This is a genomic window from Streptomyces sp. CBMA29 (assembly GCF_014596445.1).
Classification (GTDB): domain Bacteria; phylum Actinomycetota; class Actinomycetes; order Streptomycetales; family Streptomycetaceae; genus Actinacidiphila.
Genome location: NZ_MECL01000158.1, coordinates 40,222 through 58,132 on the forward strand (window position 1 = coordinate 40,222; position 17,911 = coordinate 58,132).

General features: G+C 68.4%; 16 protein-coding genes and 3 pseudogenes. 7 read left to right on the forward strand and 12 right to left on the reverse strand.

Translation table 11 applies throughout. The annotated features are described in order from the left end of the window. Positions 1 to 5: 5 nt before the first annotated feature. The 3 genes from BGM09_RS38940 to BGM09_RS21260 all read right to left on the reverse strand — a co-directional run bounded on the left by BGM09_RS38940 (position 6) and on the right by BGM09_RS21260 (position 3,643). On the reverse strand, positions 6 to 998 hold the full coding sequence (locus BGM09_RS38940; protein WP_188283250.1) for a DnaB-like helicase N-terminal domain-containing protein: 993 nt from the start codon (positions 996 to 998) through the stop codon (positions 6 to 8). 21 nt (positions 999 to 1,019) lie between these two features. Continuing rightward, complete coding sequence (locus BGM09_RS21255) at positions 1,020 to 1,697, reverse strand: hypothetical protein (protein WP_223187368.1); 678 nt, start codon at positions 1,695 to 1,697, stop codon at positions 1,020 to 1,022. A gap of 152 nt (positions 1,698 to 1,849) precedes the next feature. After that, positions 1,850 to 3,643, reverse strand: coding sequence for a type IV secretory system conjugative DNA transfer family protein (locus BGM09_RS21260; RefSeq protein ID WP_188283252.1), 1,794 nt, complete (start codon positions 3,641 to 3,643; stop codon positions 1,850 to 1,852). 296 nt (positions 3,644 to 3,939) lie between these two features. Between BGM09_RS21260 and BGM09_RS21265 the strand changes: the two genes are divergently transcribed. Next, positions 3,940 to 4,464, forward strand: a complete 525-nt coding sequence (locus BGM09_RS21265) for a DUF1877 domain-containing protein (protein ID WP_188283253.1) — start codon at positions 3,940 to 3,942, stop codon at positions 4,462 to 4,464. A gap of 190 nt (positions 4,465 to 4,654) precedes the next feature. Here BGM09_RS21265 and BGM09_RS21270 read toward each other — a convergent pair whose 3' ends face one another. Continuing rightward, entirely contained in the window at positions 4,655 to 6,145 is a 1,491-nt protein-coding gene (locus tag BGM09_RS21270) for a VirB4 family type IV secretion system protein (protein ID WP_223187369.1), read from the reverse strand. Positions 6,146 to 6,160: 15 nt separating this feature from the next. After that, positions 6,161 to 6,973 carry an SCO6880 family protein gene (locus BGM09_RS21275; protein ID WP_188283255.1) on the reverse strand — a complete coding sequence of 271 codons (813 nt, stop codon included), beginning with the start codon at positions 6,971 to 6,973 and terminating at the stop codon, positions 6,161 to 6,163. A gap of 80 nt (positions 6,974 to 7,053) precedes the next feature. Between BGM09_RS21275 and BGM09_RS38945 the strand changes: the two genes are divergently transcribed. The 5 genes and pseudogenes from BGM09_RS38945 to BGM09_RS21295 all read left to right on the forward strand — a co-directional run. Further along, positions 7,054 to 7,605, forward strand: a complete 552-nt coding sequence (locus tag BGM09_RS38945) for a C40 family peptidase (protein WP_188283256.1) — start codon at positions 7,054 to 7,056, stop codon at positions 7,603 to 7,605. Positions 7,606 to 7,609: 4 nt separating this feature from the next. Then, positions 7,610 to 7,828, forward strand: a pseudogene (locus tag BGM09_RS37910) (hypothetical protein); the annotation flags it as partial. Positions 7,829 to 7,897: 69 nt separating this feature from the next. Next, positions 7,898 to 8,146 carry a hypothetical protein gene (locus BGM09_RS21285; RefSeq protein ID WP_188283257.1) on the forward strand — a complete coding sequence of 83 codons (249 nt, stop codon included), beginning with the start codon at positions 7,898 to 7,900 and terminating at the stop codon, positions 8,144 to 8,146. A 37-nt stretch (positions 8,147 to 8,183) separates the two neighbouring features. Further along, a pseudogene (locus tag BGM09_RS21290) lies at positions 8,184 to 9,027 on the forward strand (IS5 family transposase). A gap of 18 nt (positions 9,028 to 9,045) precedes the next feature. Then, positions 9,046 to 9,246: pseudogene (locus BGM09_RS21295) on the forward strand (transposase); the annotation flags it as partial. Positions 9,247 to 9,379: 133 nt separating this feature from the next. Here BGM09_RS21295 and BGM09_RS21300 read toward each other — a convergent pair. Both BGM09_RS21300 and BGM09_RS21305 read right to left on the reverse strand, forming a co-directional pair. After that, positions 9,380 to 9,847 carry an RICIN domain-containing protein gene (locus BGM09_RS21300; protein WP_188283258.1) on the reverse strand — a complete coding sequence of 156 codons (468 nt, stop codon included), beginning with the start codon at positions 9,845 to 9,847 and terminating at the stop codon, positions 9,380 to 9,382. A gap of 208 nt (positions 9,848 to 10,055) precedes the next feature. Beyond that, positions 10,056 to 10,373: a hypothetical protein gene (locus BGM09_RS21305; RefSeq protein ID WP_188283259.1), complete on the reverse strand. Its 318-nt coding sequence runs from the start codon at positions 10,371 to 10,373 to the stop codon at positions 10,056 to 10,058. A gap of 26 nt (positions 10,374 to 10,399) precedes the next feature. On the opposite strand from BGM09_RS21305, the gene BGM09_RS21310 reads away from it, so the two are divergent. Then, entirely contained in the window at positions 10,400 to 11,143 is a 744-nt protein-coding gene (locus BGM09_RS21310) for a hypothetical protein (protein WP_188283260.1), read from the forward strand. A gap of 28 nt (positions 11,144 to 11,171) precedes the next feature. Here the strand turns inward: BGM09_RS21310 and BGM09_RS21315 are convergent, their stop codons facing one another. From BGM09_RS21315 to BGM09_RS21335, 5 genes are all read right to left on the reverse strand, one after another. Then, positions 11,172 to 12,515 (reverse strand): enolase C-terminal domain-like protein, encoded by a 1,344-nt coding sequence (locus BGM09_RS21315; RefSeq protein ID WP_188283261.1) that lies wholly within the window; start codon positions 12,513 to 12,515, stop codon positions 11,172 to 11,174. Between the two features lie 203 nt (positions 12,516 to 12,718). Beyond that, entirely contained in the window at positions 12,719 to 13,435 is a 717-nt protein-coding gene (locus BGM09_RS21320; RefSeq protein ID WP_188283262.1) for an SDR family NAD(P)-dependent oxidoreductase, read from the reverse strand. 5 nt (positions 13,436 to 13,440) lie between these two features. Next, complete coding sequence (locus tag BGM09_RS21325; protein WP_188283263.1) at positions 13,441 to 14,355, reverse strand: SMP-30/gluconolactonase/LRE family protein; 915 nt, start codon at positions 14,353 to 14,355, stop codon at positions 13,441 to 13,443. Positions 14,356 to 14,366: 11 nt separating this feature from the next. Then, positions 14,367 to 15,398 (reverse strand): LacI family DNA-binding transcriptional regulator, encoded by a 1,032-nt coding sequence (locus BGM09_RS21330; RefSeq protein WP_188283264.1) that lies wholly within the window; start codon positions 15,396 to 15,398, stop codon positions 14,367 to 14,369. Positions 15,399 to 15,606: 208 nt separating this feature from the next. Continuing rightward, positions 15,607 to 17,850 (reverse strand): Ig domain-containing protein, encoded by a 2,244-nt coding sequence (locus BGM09_RS21335; RefSeq protein WP_188283265.1) that lies wholly within the window; start codon positions 17,848 to 17,850, stop codon positions 15,607 to 15,609. Positions 17,851 to 17,911: the final 61 nt, after the last annotated feature.

Consider the following 17,911-nt stretch of genomic DNA (forward strand, 5'->3'; position numbering starts at 1 on the left):
CCCTCCTACGGCCGGATGTCGGGCTTGGGGGCAGGGGCGGCTGGGCGTGGTGGAGGCTGGGTCGGAGACGGGGTGGGTTGGTCGATCCGGTGGTTGGCCGGGGTCGGGGAGGGCCCGGCTATCCGTTGTTCGCTTCTGCCGTGGGTGAGGCCCGCTGCTCCTACTGAAAGGGTCGTACGGAGTTCGTCGACCAGGAGTTCGCTGCCGATCTCCACCGCGCGGCCGACGACAACGGCCGTTTTCGCCAGCCGCGACAGGTAGTCGGCGTGCCCGGTGGCGTAGGTGTCCTGCAACGACTGGTCGGGCTGCTGTCGTTCCATCTCCCAGATGACCGTCAGTTCCTCGACGGGCTCGCCGCGTTCCGTCACCGCGATGATGGCAGCGTAGATCTCCCGGCGCGGGCCCGGCTCGAAGGCCTCGGCTGTAAGCCACTCGACCTGGGCGACTTGGCTCGGGTACGTCACGAGGCAGGCGAGCAGCAGTTCCTCCTGGTGGGCTCTGGTGCCCGGAGTCGACAGGGGAACATCGGCTGGGACGTACAGCGCCGGTGCGGAATCGGCGAGTTCGGCGGCTACCGCGGCACGGCTCTGCTGCCGTAGGGCCCGAGCGAGCCGGTCGAGCTGGTGATCTGGGCGGGCTGCGGCTTCGGTGGTGATGCCGTCGGCGTAAGCGGCGAGGTCCCGTCGGACTGATGCTTCCTCGACGAGTCGGCCGTACACCGTGATGCTCGCGACACCGCGGCTCGCTTCAGCGAGTGCGCCGAGGTATTCGGACGTGACGCCCGGGATATCTACTCGCTCGGCGATCGTGGAGAGCGCGTTCGTCGTGTCGGGACCGAGGTCGCTCGAATTCAACAGGGCTGTATAGATGGCACGGTTGGTGGGGTGGGCGAAGGCTGACGGTTTCACGTAGGAGACTTCGCGGAGGCGGCTCCGGTCGGCCAGCGCCGCTGCGATGAGTGCTTGCTCCGCGCGGAGCACGAGATAAGGATCGTTCACGGTGCGTTCCTCGTATCGTGCTCATCGCGGTGAGCGGATTACTGACCGGTGGCGAGTCTCGCCGCAGCGCTCCGAAGCTGCTTTCAACCGCTCGGCGGCTGCGTCGAGTTCAGCGGCGAAGGTCGGCGTGGTCACCTTCGCCCAGTCCCCGCCTTCTTCTGCCAGCCACCACCAGGTACTCGCGTAGCGGACGTATTCGGGAAGGGACGGGCTGAGCGGTCGGGCTTCACCGACGCTGATCGCCCGTTCCATGGCTTCGACGTCCAACTGGTCCGAGGTGGAGGGCCCGCTGGCACCCATGACGAGGGTCAAGGGCGGGATCCGAGCCCAGGGATCGGCCCGCGCCCATCTCGCCTGGAGCTCGGGGGACTGCGCCGCGAGGTCACCGAGCGGGACATGCCCCGTACGGCAGCCGGCCGCGTAGTGGGAGGCGGTGCTGGCGATGACCGTACGCAGCTCGATGTGCCAGTAGCGCGCGGCCTGGCCGGAAGGCTGCGCGGCGGAGTAGATCTCGTGCCGCCAGAGCATGAGCGCCCACAGTTCCTCGATCAGTCCGGGGTGCTCCGCCCAGCAGTCGGGAAGCCGCGACTCGACGGCGAGTTCGTACCGGTCATAGAGCCAGGTGACCCAACCACGTAGCTCTGTCCACGCCGTGTCGCGCTCGGCCACCGACATGCTGTGCCATTCCGTCAGCGACAAGGACGGCTGCCCGGCACGGCGCCCGACGGCAGTCCGCTCCCCCGTCGCTCCAGGCCGCGGTCGCGGACGACGAACACGTGGTCGGCGCTTGAGACGGCGGATGACCGCGAAGGAAGGGACGCCCGGAGACAGCCCGCTGGAATCGACGGCGCTCATAGCGTCTTCCTCCGACGGTAGTTGCGGGCCCACTCGACCGACTCCGCGTACGCGTCCCGGTCCGGCCCTTCGTAGTGGCGCTCCATCCGCACCTTGACCGCTGGCGTCGTCGCGTGGAACACGAGGGCTTCGCGGTCCAGCTCGTCGAGGACGCGGATCTCCTCCGGGGTCAACGTCTTTCGGTCCTGGAGGGTGGTCTGGATCGTGGTGCCGTGCACACCGGTCTGATAGGTCGTCAAGGATTCGCGGTACGTGCCCGCCAGGTCGCTGAACGCGTCGAGTTCTTTGCCGGACAGGCCGCCGAGGGCCACCTTGATCGTCGCCGAGCCCCAGAGCATCTCGGCACCATCGATACCCCAGCGCTTTCGCGCCTGTGCCTGGCTCTGGAGGACGGCCAGAACAAAGATGCCGGTTCCGCCCGCGAATGAGATCAGCTCGGGCAGGTGGGGCAACGGGCTGACGTTGGCGACCTCGTCCAGGAAGAGGCCCAGGGGCGGGTCGAGCCGCCCGCCCGGTGACTCGTTGGCGATCCTCGTCCCGGTCTCGATCACCTCGTCCACGAAGGCCGAGGTCAGTGGAGCGAGGGCCTTCGCCTGCTTGTCCTTGACCAGAAGGTAGATCGTTCCGCCGGCTCGCAGCCATTGTTCGATGTCCAACCCTTGGCCGTCGTCAGGGACGAAGGTGTGTTTGGCCGCGCGGGAGAACAGCGGGGTCAGCGCCGTCTGCACCGTGGTGAAGAGGTTCGAGCGCGTCTCACTCGGGTTTCGGTACAGGGAGTCGAGCATCTTGGCGACGCCGGGTTCGGCGCCCGGAGCGTTGGCCAGGAACTTCACCGACTCGTCCAGCGAGGCGTTGAAGCCCCATTCCAGGACGTGGGCCATGGTCCGGCCGGTTAGCGCGGCGGTGTGCAGCCACGCGGCCAACAACGAGGTCGCGGTGAGCCCGAAGTAACCCGAGCCGCTGGAGTCGATCGACGTCTCCGACTTGCCGACTGTAACCATCACATCGGCCCGTTCCATGGCCTTCCCAAAGTCCTCGCACCCCGAGGTGGGCGACCACTGGACCTGGTCGGGCCAGTCGACCATGCCGGTCGGAGCCATGACGAGAACAGGCCCTCGGGAGCGACGGAGAAGAGCGGTGTTCGTCAGGACATCGGGCCTGATGCTGGTCACCAAGGCCGGCCCGTTCCAGGACCGCAACCAGGGGATCACCACTTGGGACGTCTTGCCCTGCCGCGGGGCAGCGAGCACGATCACGCTGCTCTCGACCGCAGCCCAGAGCAGCGTTCCGCTGACAGCTCGGCCCAGAAGTACGGCGACGTCATGCGGTCTGATCTTCGCGCCTCGTAGCGAGGGGCGAATCGTCGTGCTCCGGCGGACGACGGCCCTGCCGGACATCGCGCGGTCCAACTGCGCCGTCGAAGCGAAGCCGCGTACCGAGCGCCCGCGGTTGACGAGCCGGAACACGGCGGCGATCAGCGCGACGAGTCCTGTGACCACCAGGACGGAGGAGACCGCGAATCCTCCACGACCGGGAAGGTCGGACCGCACGGTCCGTGGCCACGCCAGCTTCGGATTGTCGAGGTGGTGCGGCAGCTCCCGCGCCACGGCGAAGGACCGGCCGAAGGCAACGGGCGGCCATCGCGCGTGCGTGAGGAGCCCGGCGAGTTGGCCCGTGGCCCACGTACCGACCGTGATGAGCGCGACCCCGAGTATCAGCAGGACGATCAGGTAGTCCGTCGGCTCCGCGAGGAGCGGTCGCCGTGCGACGGTGGAGTTGCCGGAGGCCATTCATGTCCCTACTGTCTTGGGTTCGTTGCGGACAGGTCCGTCTGGCCGACCTGGGAGGCCAGGTCGGACAGGGTTCACTCGAAGGCGCGAAGAATCCGTTGTTTCGTCGGGAATCCCGAAGCCTCGGCGGTATCCCTGACGTATGCGCCCATTTGGTGAACGAAGCGGCCGATGACACTGGCCGTGGTCCAGAATGAGTGCTCATAGCGGCGATGGCCGTAGGCGGCCCGGCTGGTCGCACATGGCCCAAGCCGGCAGCCCGAGAGTCCGGTGAACGTTCCCGGGATACTGGCGTCATGGCCGTCACCCAACAGCTCGCCCGCATCCCGGCGGAGTACCTCGCCACGTGCCGCCAGTCCGCTGGCATGTCGCCGGGCCGCGAACCCCATTGGGATCCGCCGACATACGACGTGCTGGACCTGGACTGGGCTCCGAAACTGCTGGAGCGAGCCGGCGAGATTGCCCGGCTCGACGAGGTCCATCTGGATGCTCTCCGCTGGGCCACAGACGGCGACACTGCTCTCGACCTGGCCTTCCTCAACACCCATCCGCACGCCATCGCCCCCTTCGGACCCGCCCCCACAGCTCTGTCCGCCCCTCAAGTGGCGCGTGTCTCCGAACTGCTTGGCCAGATCAACATGCTTGCCCTTCTCGATGCCCTGCCGACCGACGACCGCGAAGCCGGATCCTTGATCGGGCACGGGGCCACCGAGATCACCGGAGGTCCGAGGGCATACCTGCTGAGGCACTTCAACGCTCTCCGCGACTTCTACCTTGACGCGGCGAAGCGCCACCTGCTCGTCGTGCTCTGGTGGGACTGAACCGGGACCAACCCAGCCGTCCCAACCACGAGCAACCGCGCAAGCACGTGACTGCAGGGCTCGGGATTTGCGTGACTGTCCATACGGCCAGCCGCCGGTTCCCCAACCGGCGACCCCACATAGGCTCTTCACGACGCTCACCCCCTGGGTTCCAACCGCTGGACGCTTCAGAATTGACGAACCCACGGGCTTAGACAGCCATGCGCTCGTTGGTGTAGTAGAGCTGGCGCTCCAGCGGCGAAAGGATCGCCTGGACGACGTGAGAGCTGGACCGGCCGATCTTCCAGATAGCCCGTCCGATCTGCTCGCCGCTCCACGACGCGATGTGCGCGCACTCCGTGTCGGTCAGGCCGATGACCTCGCGCGTCATCGCCAAGGGTTCAGTGTCCTGGCGCAGACAGATCCGTACGTCGCATGACGCGATCAAATTGCGCGCGATGCTGACCTCTTCGCTGCCCGCCGCGCCAACGGCCTCGAAGTCGGCCAGCCTGTGCGTGCTCAGCACCTGGATGGTGCCCTGAGCACGACTCAGGCGCAGGTCGGAGTCGAGCTTGCGGACCATCGCGGGTACGCGCATGGCGCGCCAAAGCTCGTCCCGTACGACGAGCCGTACGGGGCCGCCCGGTTCGTCGATGGCTGCTTGCCCCCAACTGGACACGCAGGCCAGGGTCATCGCCACGGTGTCGTCGCCGCGGCCGTCGATCCGGCTGAGGTCGACGGTCTGGATCGGGGCGTCGAAGTCCGGTCGTACGGTCGTCGGGCCGTCGAAGAGCCCGCTGAGCGAGCCGCGCACCATGTTGCCCAGGGCGTCGGCGGCCGGGCGGATCATCTCGCGGAGTTCGGCGATGCTGCGGTCGCGGATCCGCAGTTCCTCGGCCATCTCGGGAAGGGGATCACGCAGAAGGGTCCACACCTGCGGGATGGTCGGGTCGGCCAGTGTGGTGTTGGCGGTCGCCTGCCCTGAGGCGTGGTGAATGGCGAGGGAAAGTGCCGCCTCCTCCGTCGGGGTGAGATCGCGCCCGAGACGCATCACCAGGAGAGAGGAGAGGAGGGTGATGCGGCGGCGATGGATCTCGTCCAAGCGCTCGCGGAGCGCCTCCGGGTCCGCGGGGAGATTGTGGCCCAACGGCCCGGAGTCCAAGGGGTTGAGGCGATTACGCAAGCCGGGGCCGAGTTCGACAGGGTCGACGCCGAAGGCACGCGCGAGCGGCGCGTACTCGTTCTTGATGTCCCCGAGCACGAACGTACGCACGCCGTACGCGGCGAGCCGGGTCACCAAGGACTTCACGGTGGCGGACTTGCCCGCGCCCGGCACGCCGGTGATCAGCATGTTGGGGTTGGTGATCAGACCTCGGTGGAGCCACTCGATCGGGTGGCAGGAGAACGCGCCGCCGCTGAGGCAGTCGACACCGACGTAGACGCCGACGGGCGGCATCGACGCACCGTACAACCACGGGTAGAGAACCTGCACTTGGCCGGTGCTGCCGCGGAAGACGGGGACGGGAGGCGTGATCGGCGCCCGACCGGCGAAGGGCCGGGCCCACCCTCGTCGCGGCGGGATCGGTTCCTTGCGCGCCTTCGGCGGCTTGGGCGGTCGTACGCGCTGGGGCGCGGCGGCAGGCGTACCGAGCACCTGGCCGAGGTCGAACGCCGGGAGGTCGGCGGACTTCTTATGCGGCAAACGCGGGCTCATCGTTCACCACCTCTTCTTCGGCAGACCCATGCCGACCGGCAGCGCGGAGACGGCGAAGCCCAAGTCCTGGGCCCAGTACATGCGGTGGACGTCGATGTACGCCCCGGAGGCGTCCGCTTCCAGCGCGGCGCAAGCGTCTTCGAGGTCCGCCGGATCGGTGACCGTCACGGTGACGTAGGCCGTATATCGGACGAGACCGTGCCCGGCGGCCCACTCGGCGTCCTGCGCTTCCGCCCGTTGCAGCGCGGCCTTCTCGTGCTCGGGCACGATCTGACCCGTCTTGTTACGCATACTCACCGCGACATGGCGGGAGGTGCGCTCACGCATCACGTCGCGCTCGGCGGCGCGAGGCGCGAGCGGCTGGATGTGCATGGAGAAGGCGCGACGATGCGCGCCCTCGGCCAGGAGCGGTGCGAGCGCCGTCGAAAAGACCTTGTTGCGTGGCCAGTCGGCGACCCAGTACGTCACCGACACCGCACCGTCATGGACGTAGCTCGTACGAGTCGCCTCGGCTGCAACCGGACCGGCGTGCGCAGTTGATACGCCGGGGGCTCCCCCGGACTCCAGTCCGCGGACGGCCGCCGCAACCGCCGAGGCGCGGCGCTCCGCGAGCATCCGAGCGCTGTGCGGGTCGAACGCTGTCCGAAGGACTTCCGCCAGGTCGCGCGGCGACAGCCATCCCTCGACCTGGAGGTCCGCCGAGGCGATGGAGGAGGTGAGCGCCCGGAGGTGGCGGACGAGTACGGCCGCCGCGCCCGCGGTCCCGCCGCCCGCTCCCTTGATGGCGCCAGCTGCTCGCGCGGTGTCGAGCTCCAAGTCAGTTGATGGATCCGGCGTATTCAGCGAAATCCTTCTACACACGTCTTCTCCACGTGTCCAACTGGCAGAGCCTGCCCGTGACTCAAGCCGCCCAGGCGGTTCAGCAGTCAGCAACACCCGAGGCGTACGCGAAGTGGGAACCGTTCGCCCACCAGCTCGTCGCCACCGTCGGCGGAGGGGCGACCGATTGCGCAGGCGGGAAGGAGGATGGCGCGGGCGAGACCATCACGGCCCCCGTGCAACTCCCCTCCGGCTTCAGCCTCCCGGCGGGTACTCCGGTGTCGATCGTCACCGCGGTCTCGTACGGAATCCAGAAGCTCGGCATGCCCTACCAATGGGGCGGCACCGGCAACCCCAGCTACGACTGCTCAGGTCTGATGATGATGGCCTACGACGCGGCCGGAGTGACCATCTCGCGCACCACGTACACCCAGGTACTCGACGGCACCCCTGTCTACAACGCCTCCGACCTCAAGCCCGGCGACCTCATCTTCGCCGCCGGCTCCGACGGAACACCGACGAACCCCGGCCACATCGGCATGTACCTCGGGACCAACCTCGTCCTGGATGCGCCGCGGACAGGCAAGGACATCCAGATCACCCGATTCGACGACGGATACTGGAACTAGGAATCTGTGGCATTCCGTCGCATCGTGCACTGAGTGCTGGCCCCGCGCCGACACCCGCCCCGACGGCCGCAAACGCTTCGCCTGGACCGACTACCGCGACCTCCTCCAGGCCGCCCACCAGCAACTCGGCGGCCCGATCGTCCTTATGTAGGACAACCTCAACACCCACCTCGCCGCCGGAATGCGCCGCTACATCGCCGACCGCGACTGGCTCACCGTCTACTAGGGCGCTTCTTCCGGATCTTGGTCCGGGCGGACTTCGCACGCGGTTGTCCGCGGACATATTGGCGGCGTGGACGAAGCCGAGGTGAGTGGCCAGGCATGGAGGGACAAGGTCAACGCACGTCCGACAGCTGAGCAGGATCGGGACGCCCTGGCCCAGCTCGTCGAAACGGACGCTGACTCCTTCGAGGTTGAGCTATACGAGCGTGCGGCAGATCCCCAGGTGCTTTCGATTGATCGTGCCCAAAGGTCGCAGGCCGGGCAGTACGCCAGGCATGTGCGACGGCTTCGCAAGCATCAGCGGCACCAGCACAGTTGAACAGCAGCCTTCGGATCACCTGATCGTTGATTGACGTGTGTCGTTGACTGATGCCCAGTGGGCAAGGATCGAGCCGTGCTGCCGAACCGGACACCTCGGCGGGGTGGACGGTGGCGTGATCACCGGCAGGTGATCGACGCGATCGCGTTCAAGTACCGCACCGGGACAGCGTGGACAGACTTGCCCGAGCACTTCGGCTCGTGGAAGGGCGCCCACAACCGGCTGCGGAACTGGGCTGCCAATGGCACCTGGGGGAAGGTCTTCACCGCTCTGATGGCTCAGGCAGACGCCGAGGACGATCTCGACTGGATTGTCCCTGTCGACTCCACGACAGTCCGGGCACATCAGCACGCCGCCGGGGTCCGTCAAAAGGGGCCCCGTCCGGCGAGCCGGACGACCATGCCCTCGGACGGTCCCGTGGCGGGCTGACGACGAAGATCCATCTCGCGGCTGACGGCCGATGCCGGCCGCTGGCGTTCGTCCTCACGCCTGGCCAGGCGGGTGACGCGCCCGCGTTCCCCGAGGTCATGGCCCGCCTGCGGGTGCCTCGGCCGATCGGTCGTCCCAGGACCACCCCGGAAATGGTCCTGGCCGACAAGGCGTATTCGTCCCGGTCGATCCGCGACCATCTCCGTCGGCGTGGGATCCGGGCGGTGATTCCGCAGCCTGCCGATCAGGCCACCCACCGCAAACGCCGCGGCAGCCGGGGCGGTCGTCCGCCGGCCTACGACCGCGACGCTTACAAGCGACGCAACACCGTCGAGCAGTGCATCAACAAGCTCAAGCAGTGGCGCGGCCTGGCTACCCGCTACGACAAGACCAGCACCATCTACCTCGCCGGACTCCACATCGCCGCCATCTTCATCTGGTCCGCGAGATGACCCGAAAAAACGCCCTAACTGCCCGCCTACGCACCCGACCTCAACCCCGTCGAACGCATCTGGTCCGTACTGCGACGCACCACCACGGCCAATCGCGCCTTCACCGGCCCCGACGACCTGATCCCCGCCGTCCGGCGGGGCCTACGCCAACTCCAGTACCGCACCGACGTACTCGACGGCTGCCTCGCCGGCACCGGACTCGTCTGCACCCCACCATGACGACACCACACGTTCACGGTCAGTAGGTGCCCTTCGGCGTGCCACTTTGCCGAGGGAGAAACAGGTGGTCCCGGGGGCCGCGAGACCGCCCGGCAGGCGTTCCCGCGGCCCCCGGAACCGGCCCGCGCTCGACTCAGTACCAGACCTGGTACGGGCCGCTGTTGCACGGGTACGCCCGCACCCCGTCGACGTAGTTGTCGTCAAGGCAGTCGGTGAAGCCCCCGAACTGCGCCCGGAACACCAGCCCACCGCTGACGTGGTCCACCCGCCAGCTCTGCTCCGTCGAGGAGTCGCAGGTCTGGGCGCCGTACACGGAGTACGACATGTTGTCGCGGGCTAGGCACACCCCGGTGGCGACGTTCTGGAACCGCTTGGTTCCGTCGGCCCAGGTGTGTACCCGCCACTGCTGCCAGGCTCCGCCGTTGCACCCTTGCGAGTGGACGTTCTCCCGGGAGTTGTAGTCCAGGCACCACCCGGTCTGGTTGTTCCTGTATGTCTGCACCGGATCCGCAGACGGGGCCGCCGAGGCGACCCCCGTCGTCCCGGCCAGGGCGATCGCTGCGCCCGCCAGAGTCCCCGCCATGCCCCGCTTGCCGATCATGTGAACCTCTCCCCTCGGTCTGTGCCCGCCTGTGGCGGTCACGGTAGGAGAGCTGGCCGCCGGCCCGCTCCTGACAGATGGCAGGGTGCGCCGGGCGGTCAGGCGGGACGGCGTCCGCGGGCGGACACGCGAAACGGCCCATACCCGGGGTGGTGCTGTGGTGTTCCGGGTACGGGCCGATCCGAGCGGAGGTCGAACTGAGCCTGGGTCAGTGAGCTTCTTCGAGGTGGCTACCGATCGAGTGACGGTCGGCGGTCTGCGACTGGTCGGGCGAATTCGACAGGCTGTCGCTGGCTTCCCCGGACCATGACGGGAGCTGGGCGGACGGTGCGCGGTAGGCACGGATCAGTTCTGCCAGGCGTTGTGTACGGCTGGCGTCGGCCACCGTCCATACCAGCAGAGCGAGTACCGCCACGACGAGCACACCGAGCACCGCTGCCGCCAGAGGCAGGCCGCCGACCAAGACTCCGCCCGCTCCGGCCGTCGCTCCCGCCCCTGCCATTACCTTCGCCTTCACCGCGCCCACCAGAGTCAACCCTTACCCGGACGACGGTGCTGGCTCTCACGTATGCCGCATCGCACGGGCCACGCCCGGACGACCAGTCGCATGGCGTGACGGGTCTGTCTGCGCCGTCGAGCCGGCCCCTCGGCGAGATCCCACAGCTCTCCGCGCCACTCTTCGCTGTACCGCATCCGTTCGGCCGCGGGCAGGATGCGCAACGCCACCCGGACCAACCATCCGGCACACGCGGCAGTCCGTACCTGTCCCGTCGCCAACACCCCGTCAAGCGCGGCAACGGCTCCAAGCTCGACCACGATCTTCCGCGCCTGGGCTCCCGCTCTTTCCAGCACTACGACGACACCGCGGGCGCTGTTGAGGTCGAGGTCGTAGTCGAGACTGCGGACCAAGTCGAGATCAAGGTCGAGACCACGGACCGGGCCGATCTCGCCGACGAAATCGCGGACGAGGTCGAGGTGGACGGCAAGGTCGCCGACGATTTCCCGGGCTCGATTGAGGCGGGCCTGATCGAGAGCACCCTCCAACTCATGGGCGCGATCTCGGGCGAATTCGAGCTCGCGGGCGATGGCGAGCGCAGAGTCCCGAGCGCGGGCAAGGACGGAATCGGGGGCGCGGTGGTGATGGGTTGTCGCGCGGACCTCGGAGGCACCGGCATTGCTCATGAAGTGGTGCCTCCAGCCAGACCCGGGCGCAGCGCGCGCAGGGCACTGCGTTTGGCAGATGCAACTGCCAGGGCCATCCGAGCCCTCTCAGCACCGTCTGGGTTGAGCCGGTAATACCGGCGGCGTGGCCGACCCGCCTGCGTCAGCGGTCGGCCGACGACGACGTCACGGCGAGGTCGGCTGCCCAGAAGCTTCCGCCGGGGTAGGTGTACGTGGCCACTGATGTCTGGCGCATCTGGGCGGAGAAGCCGGAGCGGGAGGGCGCCTGGTAGTGACCGTTGTGGATGACGACCGGATCGATGAAGTGCTCGTGGAGGTGGTCCACGTATTCGATGACGCGGTCCTCGACCGAGCCGGACAGGGCGACGAAGTCGAACATCGCGAGATGCTGGACGAGTTCGCAGAGTCCGACGCCGCCGGCGTGCGGGCAGACCGGCACGCCGAAGGCCGCGGCGAGCAGGAGAATCGCGAGATTCTCGTTGACGCCGCCGACCCGGGCCGCGTCGAGCTGAAGAACGTCGATGGCACCGGCCTGGAGCAGTTGTTTGAAGACGATGCGGTTCTGCACGTGCTCGCCGGTGGCGACCTTGACGGGCGCGACGGCCGAGCGGACGGTCGCGTGACCGAGGATGTCGTCGGGGCTGGTCGGCTCCTCGATCCAGTACGGCCCGAACGCCGCCAGGGCGTTCGTCCATTCCACAGCCTCGGGCACATTCCAGCGCTGGTTGGCGTCCACGCACATGCGGACGTCGTCACCGATCGCGCGCCGTGCTGTGCGGCAGCGGCGGATGTCGTCGGCGAGGTCCGCGCCGACTTTCAGTTTGATCTGTCCGAATCCGTCGGCCACCGCCTGTCGGGCCAGCCGCTCCAGCTTCTCGTCGGAGTAGCCGAGCCAGCCCGGTGAGGTGGTGTACGCGGGATATCCGTGCCGGATCAGTTCGGACTGGCGCTGGGCGGCGCCCTCACGTCCGGCGCGCAGGAGTTCCAGGGCGCGCTGTGGGCTCAGCGCGTCGGTGATGTAGCGGAAGTCCACCTGCGAGACCAGCCACTCCGGCTCGGCCTCCGCCAGCAGGCGCCACAGCGGTACCCCCGCGCACTTGGCGGCCAGATCCCAGACCGCGTTCACCACCGCGCCGATGGCCATATGCATGACGCCCTTTTCGGGCCCGAGCCAGCGCAGTTGACTGTCCGCGATGAGCCGCCGGCTGATCCAACCGGGGTCGGCGCAGAGCTGGGCCACCGAACATCCGATGACATGGGAGCGGAGGCTGTCGATCGCGGCCACCTGCACCTCGTTGCCACGGCCGATGGTGAAGACGAATCCGTGTCCGTCCAGCCCGTCACCGGCGTCCGTGCGAAGCACCACGTACGCCGCCGAGTAGTCCGGGTCAGGGTTCATCGCGTCCGAACCGTCCAGGTCACGGGAGGTCGGGAAACGGACATCGTAGGTGTCCACGGCAGTGATCCGGGCTCTGGCAAAGGACACGACAGTTCCTTTCGCGGGATGCGGCCACAGGCGCGGGCCCGTTGGACAGCGAGGAGAAAGATGGGATGAATAATCCCAGTGCGTGCACCATAGAGCCCAAGGTCAGGGTTTGACAAGATAAAGATCGGATGTATCGAGAGTACGAAAAGCGAAGAACGACACCATCGCGCACGATCGGTACCACGGAGAGCCGCCGGCGCGGTCTACTCCCCCGCCCAGATCGTGCGTCCGCCGTCGACCCGCAGGGTCTGGCCGGTGAGGTAGGCGGCGCCCTCCGAAGCCAGGAACGCGACGACGGACGCGACATCCGCCGGGCTGCCGATCCGTCCGAGAGGAATACGGCTGCGGATGGCCGCCAGCTCCTCCTCGCCGGCGATCTCCCACGGACTGGTGAACACCGCACCGAGCGCGACGGCGTTGACCCGTACTCCTGGTGCGCAGTCGACGGCGAGTTGACGAGTCAGCGCCTCGAGACCGCCTTTGGCGGCCGCGTACGCGGAGTACTCGTGAAACGCGGTGACGGAGTGGATGGAGGAGGTGACCACCACGCTGCCCCGAGCGACGTCCAACAGGTCGCGGAGCGCTGCGACACCTTGGTAGACGGCGGTGATGTGGACATCGAGCAGGTGCTTCCAGCGCGCGACGGGGGTGTCGCCCAGCGGGGTGCGCGCGCTGCTTCCGGAGTTGAAGTACAGCAGGTCCAGGCGGCCGTGGCGACGCGCGAGGTGATCGCGCAGCCGGGCCCAGTCGTCCTGGTCGGTGACATCACACCGGTGGTACTCGGCGGCGCCGGTCCGCGCGGCGATCGTGCGGCCGCGCTCGTCGTCGATGTCGGTGAGGACGAGGGTCCAGCCGGAGTCGGCGAGCAGACGCGCGGACGCCTGGGCGATCTCCCCGACGGCGCCGGTGACAACGGCCACGGCATTCATCGGACGGCTCGTTCCCCGCGGACGGCGGACGGCAGCGGCGCGGCGAACCGTGTCGACGGCAGCCCCTCGGCGTCCACGCGCATGCGCAGAGTCCGTCCCGACATCGGATACCGCGCGCGTTCGTCGGCGGACAGCCCGACGGCCGCCGAGGTGATGACGAGATCCCGCAGGCCGGGCCCGGTGAACGCGCAGGCTGTCGGCCGGGGTACCGGAACGTCGAGCACACCGGTCAGAGCGCCGTCGGGTGCGTATCGCAGGATGGCGCCCCCGTCCCAGATCGCCGTCCACACAGCGCCCTCGGCATCGACGGCGAGGCCGTCGGGTCCGCCGAGGCGCCCGTCCGTGCGGATCACCGAACGGACCTCGCCCAGGGACCCGGAATCCACGTCGAAGACATGGCCGGTGATCGTGCCCGCGTGGGTGTCGGTGACGTACATGACCGTGCCGTCCGGCGACCAGCCGAGTCCGTTGGGGATGGTCATGCCGTCGAGGACCTGCTCCGCCGAGCCGTCCGGGCGGACCACCCACAGGCTTCCCGCGCCCACGGCGGCGTGCCGGTCCATCACACCCAGCCAGAAGCGCCCGGCCGGATCACAGGCGCCGTCGTTGGCCCGGTACAGCGTCGGATCGACCGGCAGCGCGGTGAAGGGGATGAGATCACCGGCCCCCGTGATACCTGCCAGGGATGTTCCGTAGGCGCCGAGCCACAGGCCGTCGTGCCAGGGAACCGCGCTGCCGAGAAAATCCGGCACCGCGGAAAGGGCGACGCCGTCGTCGGTCAGCGTCCCGAACACCTGATCGTCGATGCCGACCAGGGAAAGGGTCGCGGTGGCGGTGTCCCAGCGGGGGCCCTCGCCCAGGAGGAGCGGATCGTGGTCGAAGGCGTCGATTCCGGAGTGCCAGATCTTCATGGGGTCTCTCGTCACGAAGGGTCGGACGGCGGCGGGGCCGCCGTAGAAGCGCGGGCGATGATGGTGGGGCTGGTCGGGATGACGATGCTGCGGGGTTCGCCACCGCGCACGATCGCGACCAGGGCGTCGACGGCGGCGGCGCCGAGTTCGGCCAGGGGCGTCACGACGGTGCTGAGGGAAGGCACCAGATAGTCGGCCATCGGGTAGTCGTCGTTCGCCAGCACCGACAGCGAGTCCGGCACGGCAAGACCGATCCGGGCAGCCGTCCCCAGCACCCCTACGGCCTGGGCGAAGGAGCTGGTGAACAGCGCGGTCGGCGGCTCCGACGCGGCCCGCAGGGATGCCAGGCCCCGGCTGCCGCCGTGTTCGTCGAACTCCTGCATGGCGAAAACGGGCTCGGGCAGGGCGAGTTCCCGGCAGCGTTCCCTGAAGGCACGGATACGGTCGAGGCTGGGAGTGACGTCCTCCGGCCCACCGATGTGGCCCAGCCGACGATGGCCCAGTTTCACGAGGAAGTCGACGGCGGCGCGGGCCGATTCGGCCACGTCCATGACGATGTTGGCCTGCCCCTGCGGATTGCTCCGGTTGACGAAGACGTGCGGAATGCCGGTGCGGCGCAGCACGAACGGCAGGTCGCTGGTCGCGGACGCCGAACCGACGAGCACGCCGTCGATACGACCGGACTCCACCACCATCTCCAGTTCCTCGCGGGAGCCGGCGTCCCCCAGGTCCTCGGCGGTCAGGGTCATGAAGCCGAGTTCGAGGGCGCGCCTCGTCGCACCGCGGGCTATCGTCGCGTGGGTCGGGTTCGCGATCGACGGCAGCACGAGAGCGATGGCGCCGGTCCGCCCGGTCGCGAGCGACCGCGCGGGTCCGTGCGGCCGGTAGCCGAGTCTCTTGGCCGCGGACAGGATCCGCTCCCGCGTCCCGGCGCTGACGCTCGCGCTCGGGGCGTTGTTGAGCACCTTGGAAGCGGCCGACTTCGATACGCCCGCGGCAGCGGCGACGTCGGCCAGGCGGGGGCGAACTGGGGCGTCCGGCATGGGCGGGTCGTCTCCTGAGTCTGGAACATCCGTTCCGGTCCCGCCCCGGCACGAGGTGCCGGGGCGGGACCGGAATCACCGGTGGACTGACGGTGTGCTATCCGTCAATTACCACGCGCGGGATCCGATCATGTGTCGGTGATACGAAGCTTGCCTCATCCTCCTGCGGTGCGGCCGTCGAGGGCGACGGTGGTACCGACGGGGGTGTTCACTCTCCCTGGCCCGCGTAGGCACCGCGGTTGGGAGTCGCGGTGTTCACGGGGTTGCCCCACAGGTCGGTGCCGAAGTTGCCGGGCACGGTGGTGCCGCTCCTCAGCGCGGGGGAACCGGACAGCAGCTTGTAGCCGCCGATGGAACCGATGCCCGGGGTTCCCACCCCGTTGGCGGAGACGAGCCTGGGGTCGGCCGTCGACGCCTGGGGGTCGGAGGGCGGGGTGAAGCCCACGTAGGTGTTGGCCTTGTAGGTGGGTCCTGACGGGAGCGACGAGCCGGCCTGGCCGATGAAGACGTTGTTGGAGAACTTGGTGATGCTGGGCGTCTCACCGAAGTCGAACGCCTTGTTCCGGCAGTCGATCGTGTTGTTGTAGAAGTCGACCGACAGCGCGCCGTCGGTGTACTTGTGGAACCGGCAGTCGTTGACCGAGACGTTGTACCGGTAGACGACCTTCAGCGTGGTCGTCCGTCCGCAGGAAGCGCAGACGAGCAGGATGCCGTTGCTGTTGTCGTGGTCGTAGTTGTACTGGTACGTGCAGGTGCCGAGCATCGAACCGTCGCAGTCCCAGGCGACGCTGTCGTCGGTGACCCGGGTGATGTGGGAGACCTCGTTGTACTGGAAGGTGGGGTTGGTGTCGCCCCAGCCCCAGATGCCGGCGTAGACGCCGTCCCGGCCGTTGACTCCGAGCCGGTCGGCGACGTTGCGCTCGGTCAGCGGGGAGTCGCTGACCGAGACGACGATGCCGTCGTGGGAGATGTTCCGCACCGTGTTGCCGGTGACCAGGACGTAGCGGTTGCGCACCGGGTTGTCGTTCCAGTTGTGCTGGTCGCCGTACAGGCCGACGCCCACGCCGTGGATGTCGTGGACCGAGTTCCCGGACACGGTGACGCCCTTGAAGAAGGTGCCCTGGGTGGGGATCTCCACGCCGATGCCGTGCGAGAGGTAGTACCAGTCCAGGTTGGCGCTGCGGCTGGTCCAGCCCATGACGTCGTGCACGTTGTTGTCGCGGATGGTGATGCCGTCGTGCTCCTGCCCGTCGGTACCGAAGACCTCGATGCCGGAGCGCAGGGCCTCGGCGGAGGCGTTGTTGGTGACCTCCAGGTTCTGGATGATCCAGTAGCTCTGGTTGGTCAGCGCCACGGTGGCTTCGCTGATCAGGTTGCTGGGATCGGGGTTGGTCAGGCCGTCGCCGGCGACGACGGGGGCCGCGCCGGAGCCGTATCCGTCCAGGGTGATGGGCGCCGTGGCGCTGCCACTGCCCTTGGGGGTGAGCTTGCCGTGGCAGGTCGTGCCCTTCTTCAGCAGCAGCTTGTCGCCGGGGCCGAAGGTGTGGCTGTTGGCGCTGCCCAACGTGTTCCAGGGTGAGGACTGGGTGCCGGAGCCGTTGGAGGCCGCCGAGCAGTCCAGGTAGTAGGAGCTGCCGACGGCCGCCGGAGCGGTCACCGTCCAGGTGAAGCTGCCCGTGCCGGTGGCGCCGTTGGCGTCGGTGGCCTTCACCGTCACCGTGCTGGAACCGGTGGCGGTCGGGGTGCCCATGATGGTGCCGTTGATGTAGTTCATCGACAGGCCCGCGGGCAGGCCGGTGGCCGACCACTGGACCTGGCCGGTGCCGCCGGTGGAGGCCGGGAGCAGTCCGGTGGCCACGCCCAGCGTGGTGCTCTGGGTGCTGATACCGGTGACGCCGAGCGTGCCGCCCGTACCGCCGCCGGTGGTGCCGCCCGTGGTACCGCCGCCGTCACCGGTGGGCAGGGTCCACTGCTGGGCGGCGGAGCCGTTGCATGCCCATATCTGGACGGGGTTGCCGTTGACGGCGCTGCCGTTGACGATGTCCAGGCACAGGCCCGTACCCGGGTTGACCAGCGAACTGGTCGCGCCCGGCTGCCATTTCTGGGCGTCGCTGCCGTTGCAGTCCCACAACTGCACCCGGGTACCGGGGCTGGTGGCGCCGTTCTTGATGTCCAGGCACTTGCCGAAGACACGCACGGTGCCGTCGCCCGGCAGGTTCCAGTTCTGCGCACCGCTTCCGTTGCAGTCGTAGACCTCGATCGGGTTGCCGCTGGTGGTCACGCCGCCGGTGTCGTCCAGGCACTTGCCCGAACTCTTGAGCGGGCCGGTGACACCGGCCGCGTGGGCGGTGTTGACCGTGAGCAGCGCGGCGACACCCGCCGCCAGCACCGCCGCAGTGGCGATGATCAGGTTGAGCGGGCCGCGGCGTCGCCCTCTGGCACGACGTTGCATGGGTCACTTCCTCATCGTTGAAGAACCTCTTGGGGGGAGACCGCCGACCGCGGGCGCGGTG

What these genes read in the sequence shown, in the direction of transcription:
- BGM09_RS21330 (WP_188283264.1), bottom strand. Translation starts at nt 15,398, where the DNA reads ATGCCGGACGCCCCAGTTCGCCCCCGCCTGGCCGACGTCGCCGCTGCC.
- BGM09_RS21325 (WP_188283263.1), bottom strand. Translation starts at nt 14,355, where the DNA reads ATGAAGATCTGGCACTCCGGAATCGACGCCTTCGACCACGATCCGCTC.
- BGM09_RS21300 (WP_188283258.1), bottom strand. Translation starts at nt 9,847, where the DNA reads ATGATCGGCAAGCGGGGCATGGCGGGGACTCTGGCGGGCGCAGCGATC.
- BGM09_RS21265 (WP_188283253.1), top strand. Translation starts at nt 3,940, where the DNA reads ATGGCCGTCACCCAACAGCTCGCCCGCATCCCGGCGGAGTACCTCGCC.
- BGM09_RS21260 (WP_188283252.1), bottom strand. Translation starts at nt 3,643, where the DNA reads ATGGCCTCCGGCAACTCCACCGTCGCACGGCGACCGCTCCTCGCGGAG.
- BGM09_RS21335 (WP_188283265.1), bottom strand. Translation starts at nt 17,850, where the DNA reads ATGCAACGTCGTGCCAGAGGGCGACGCCGCGGCCCGCTCAACCTGATC.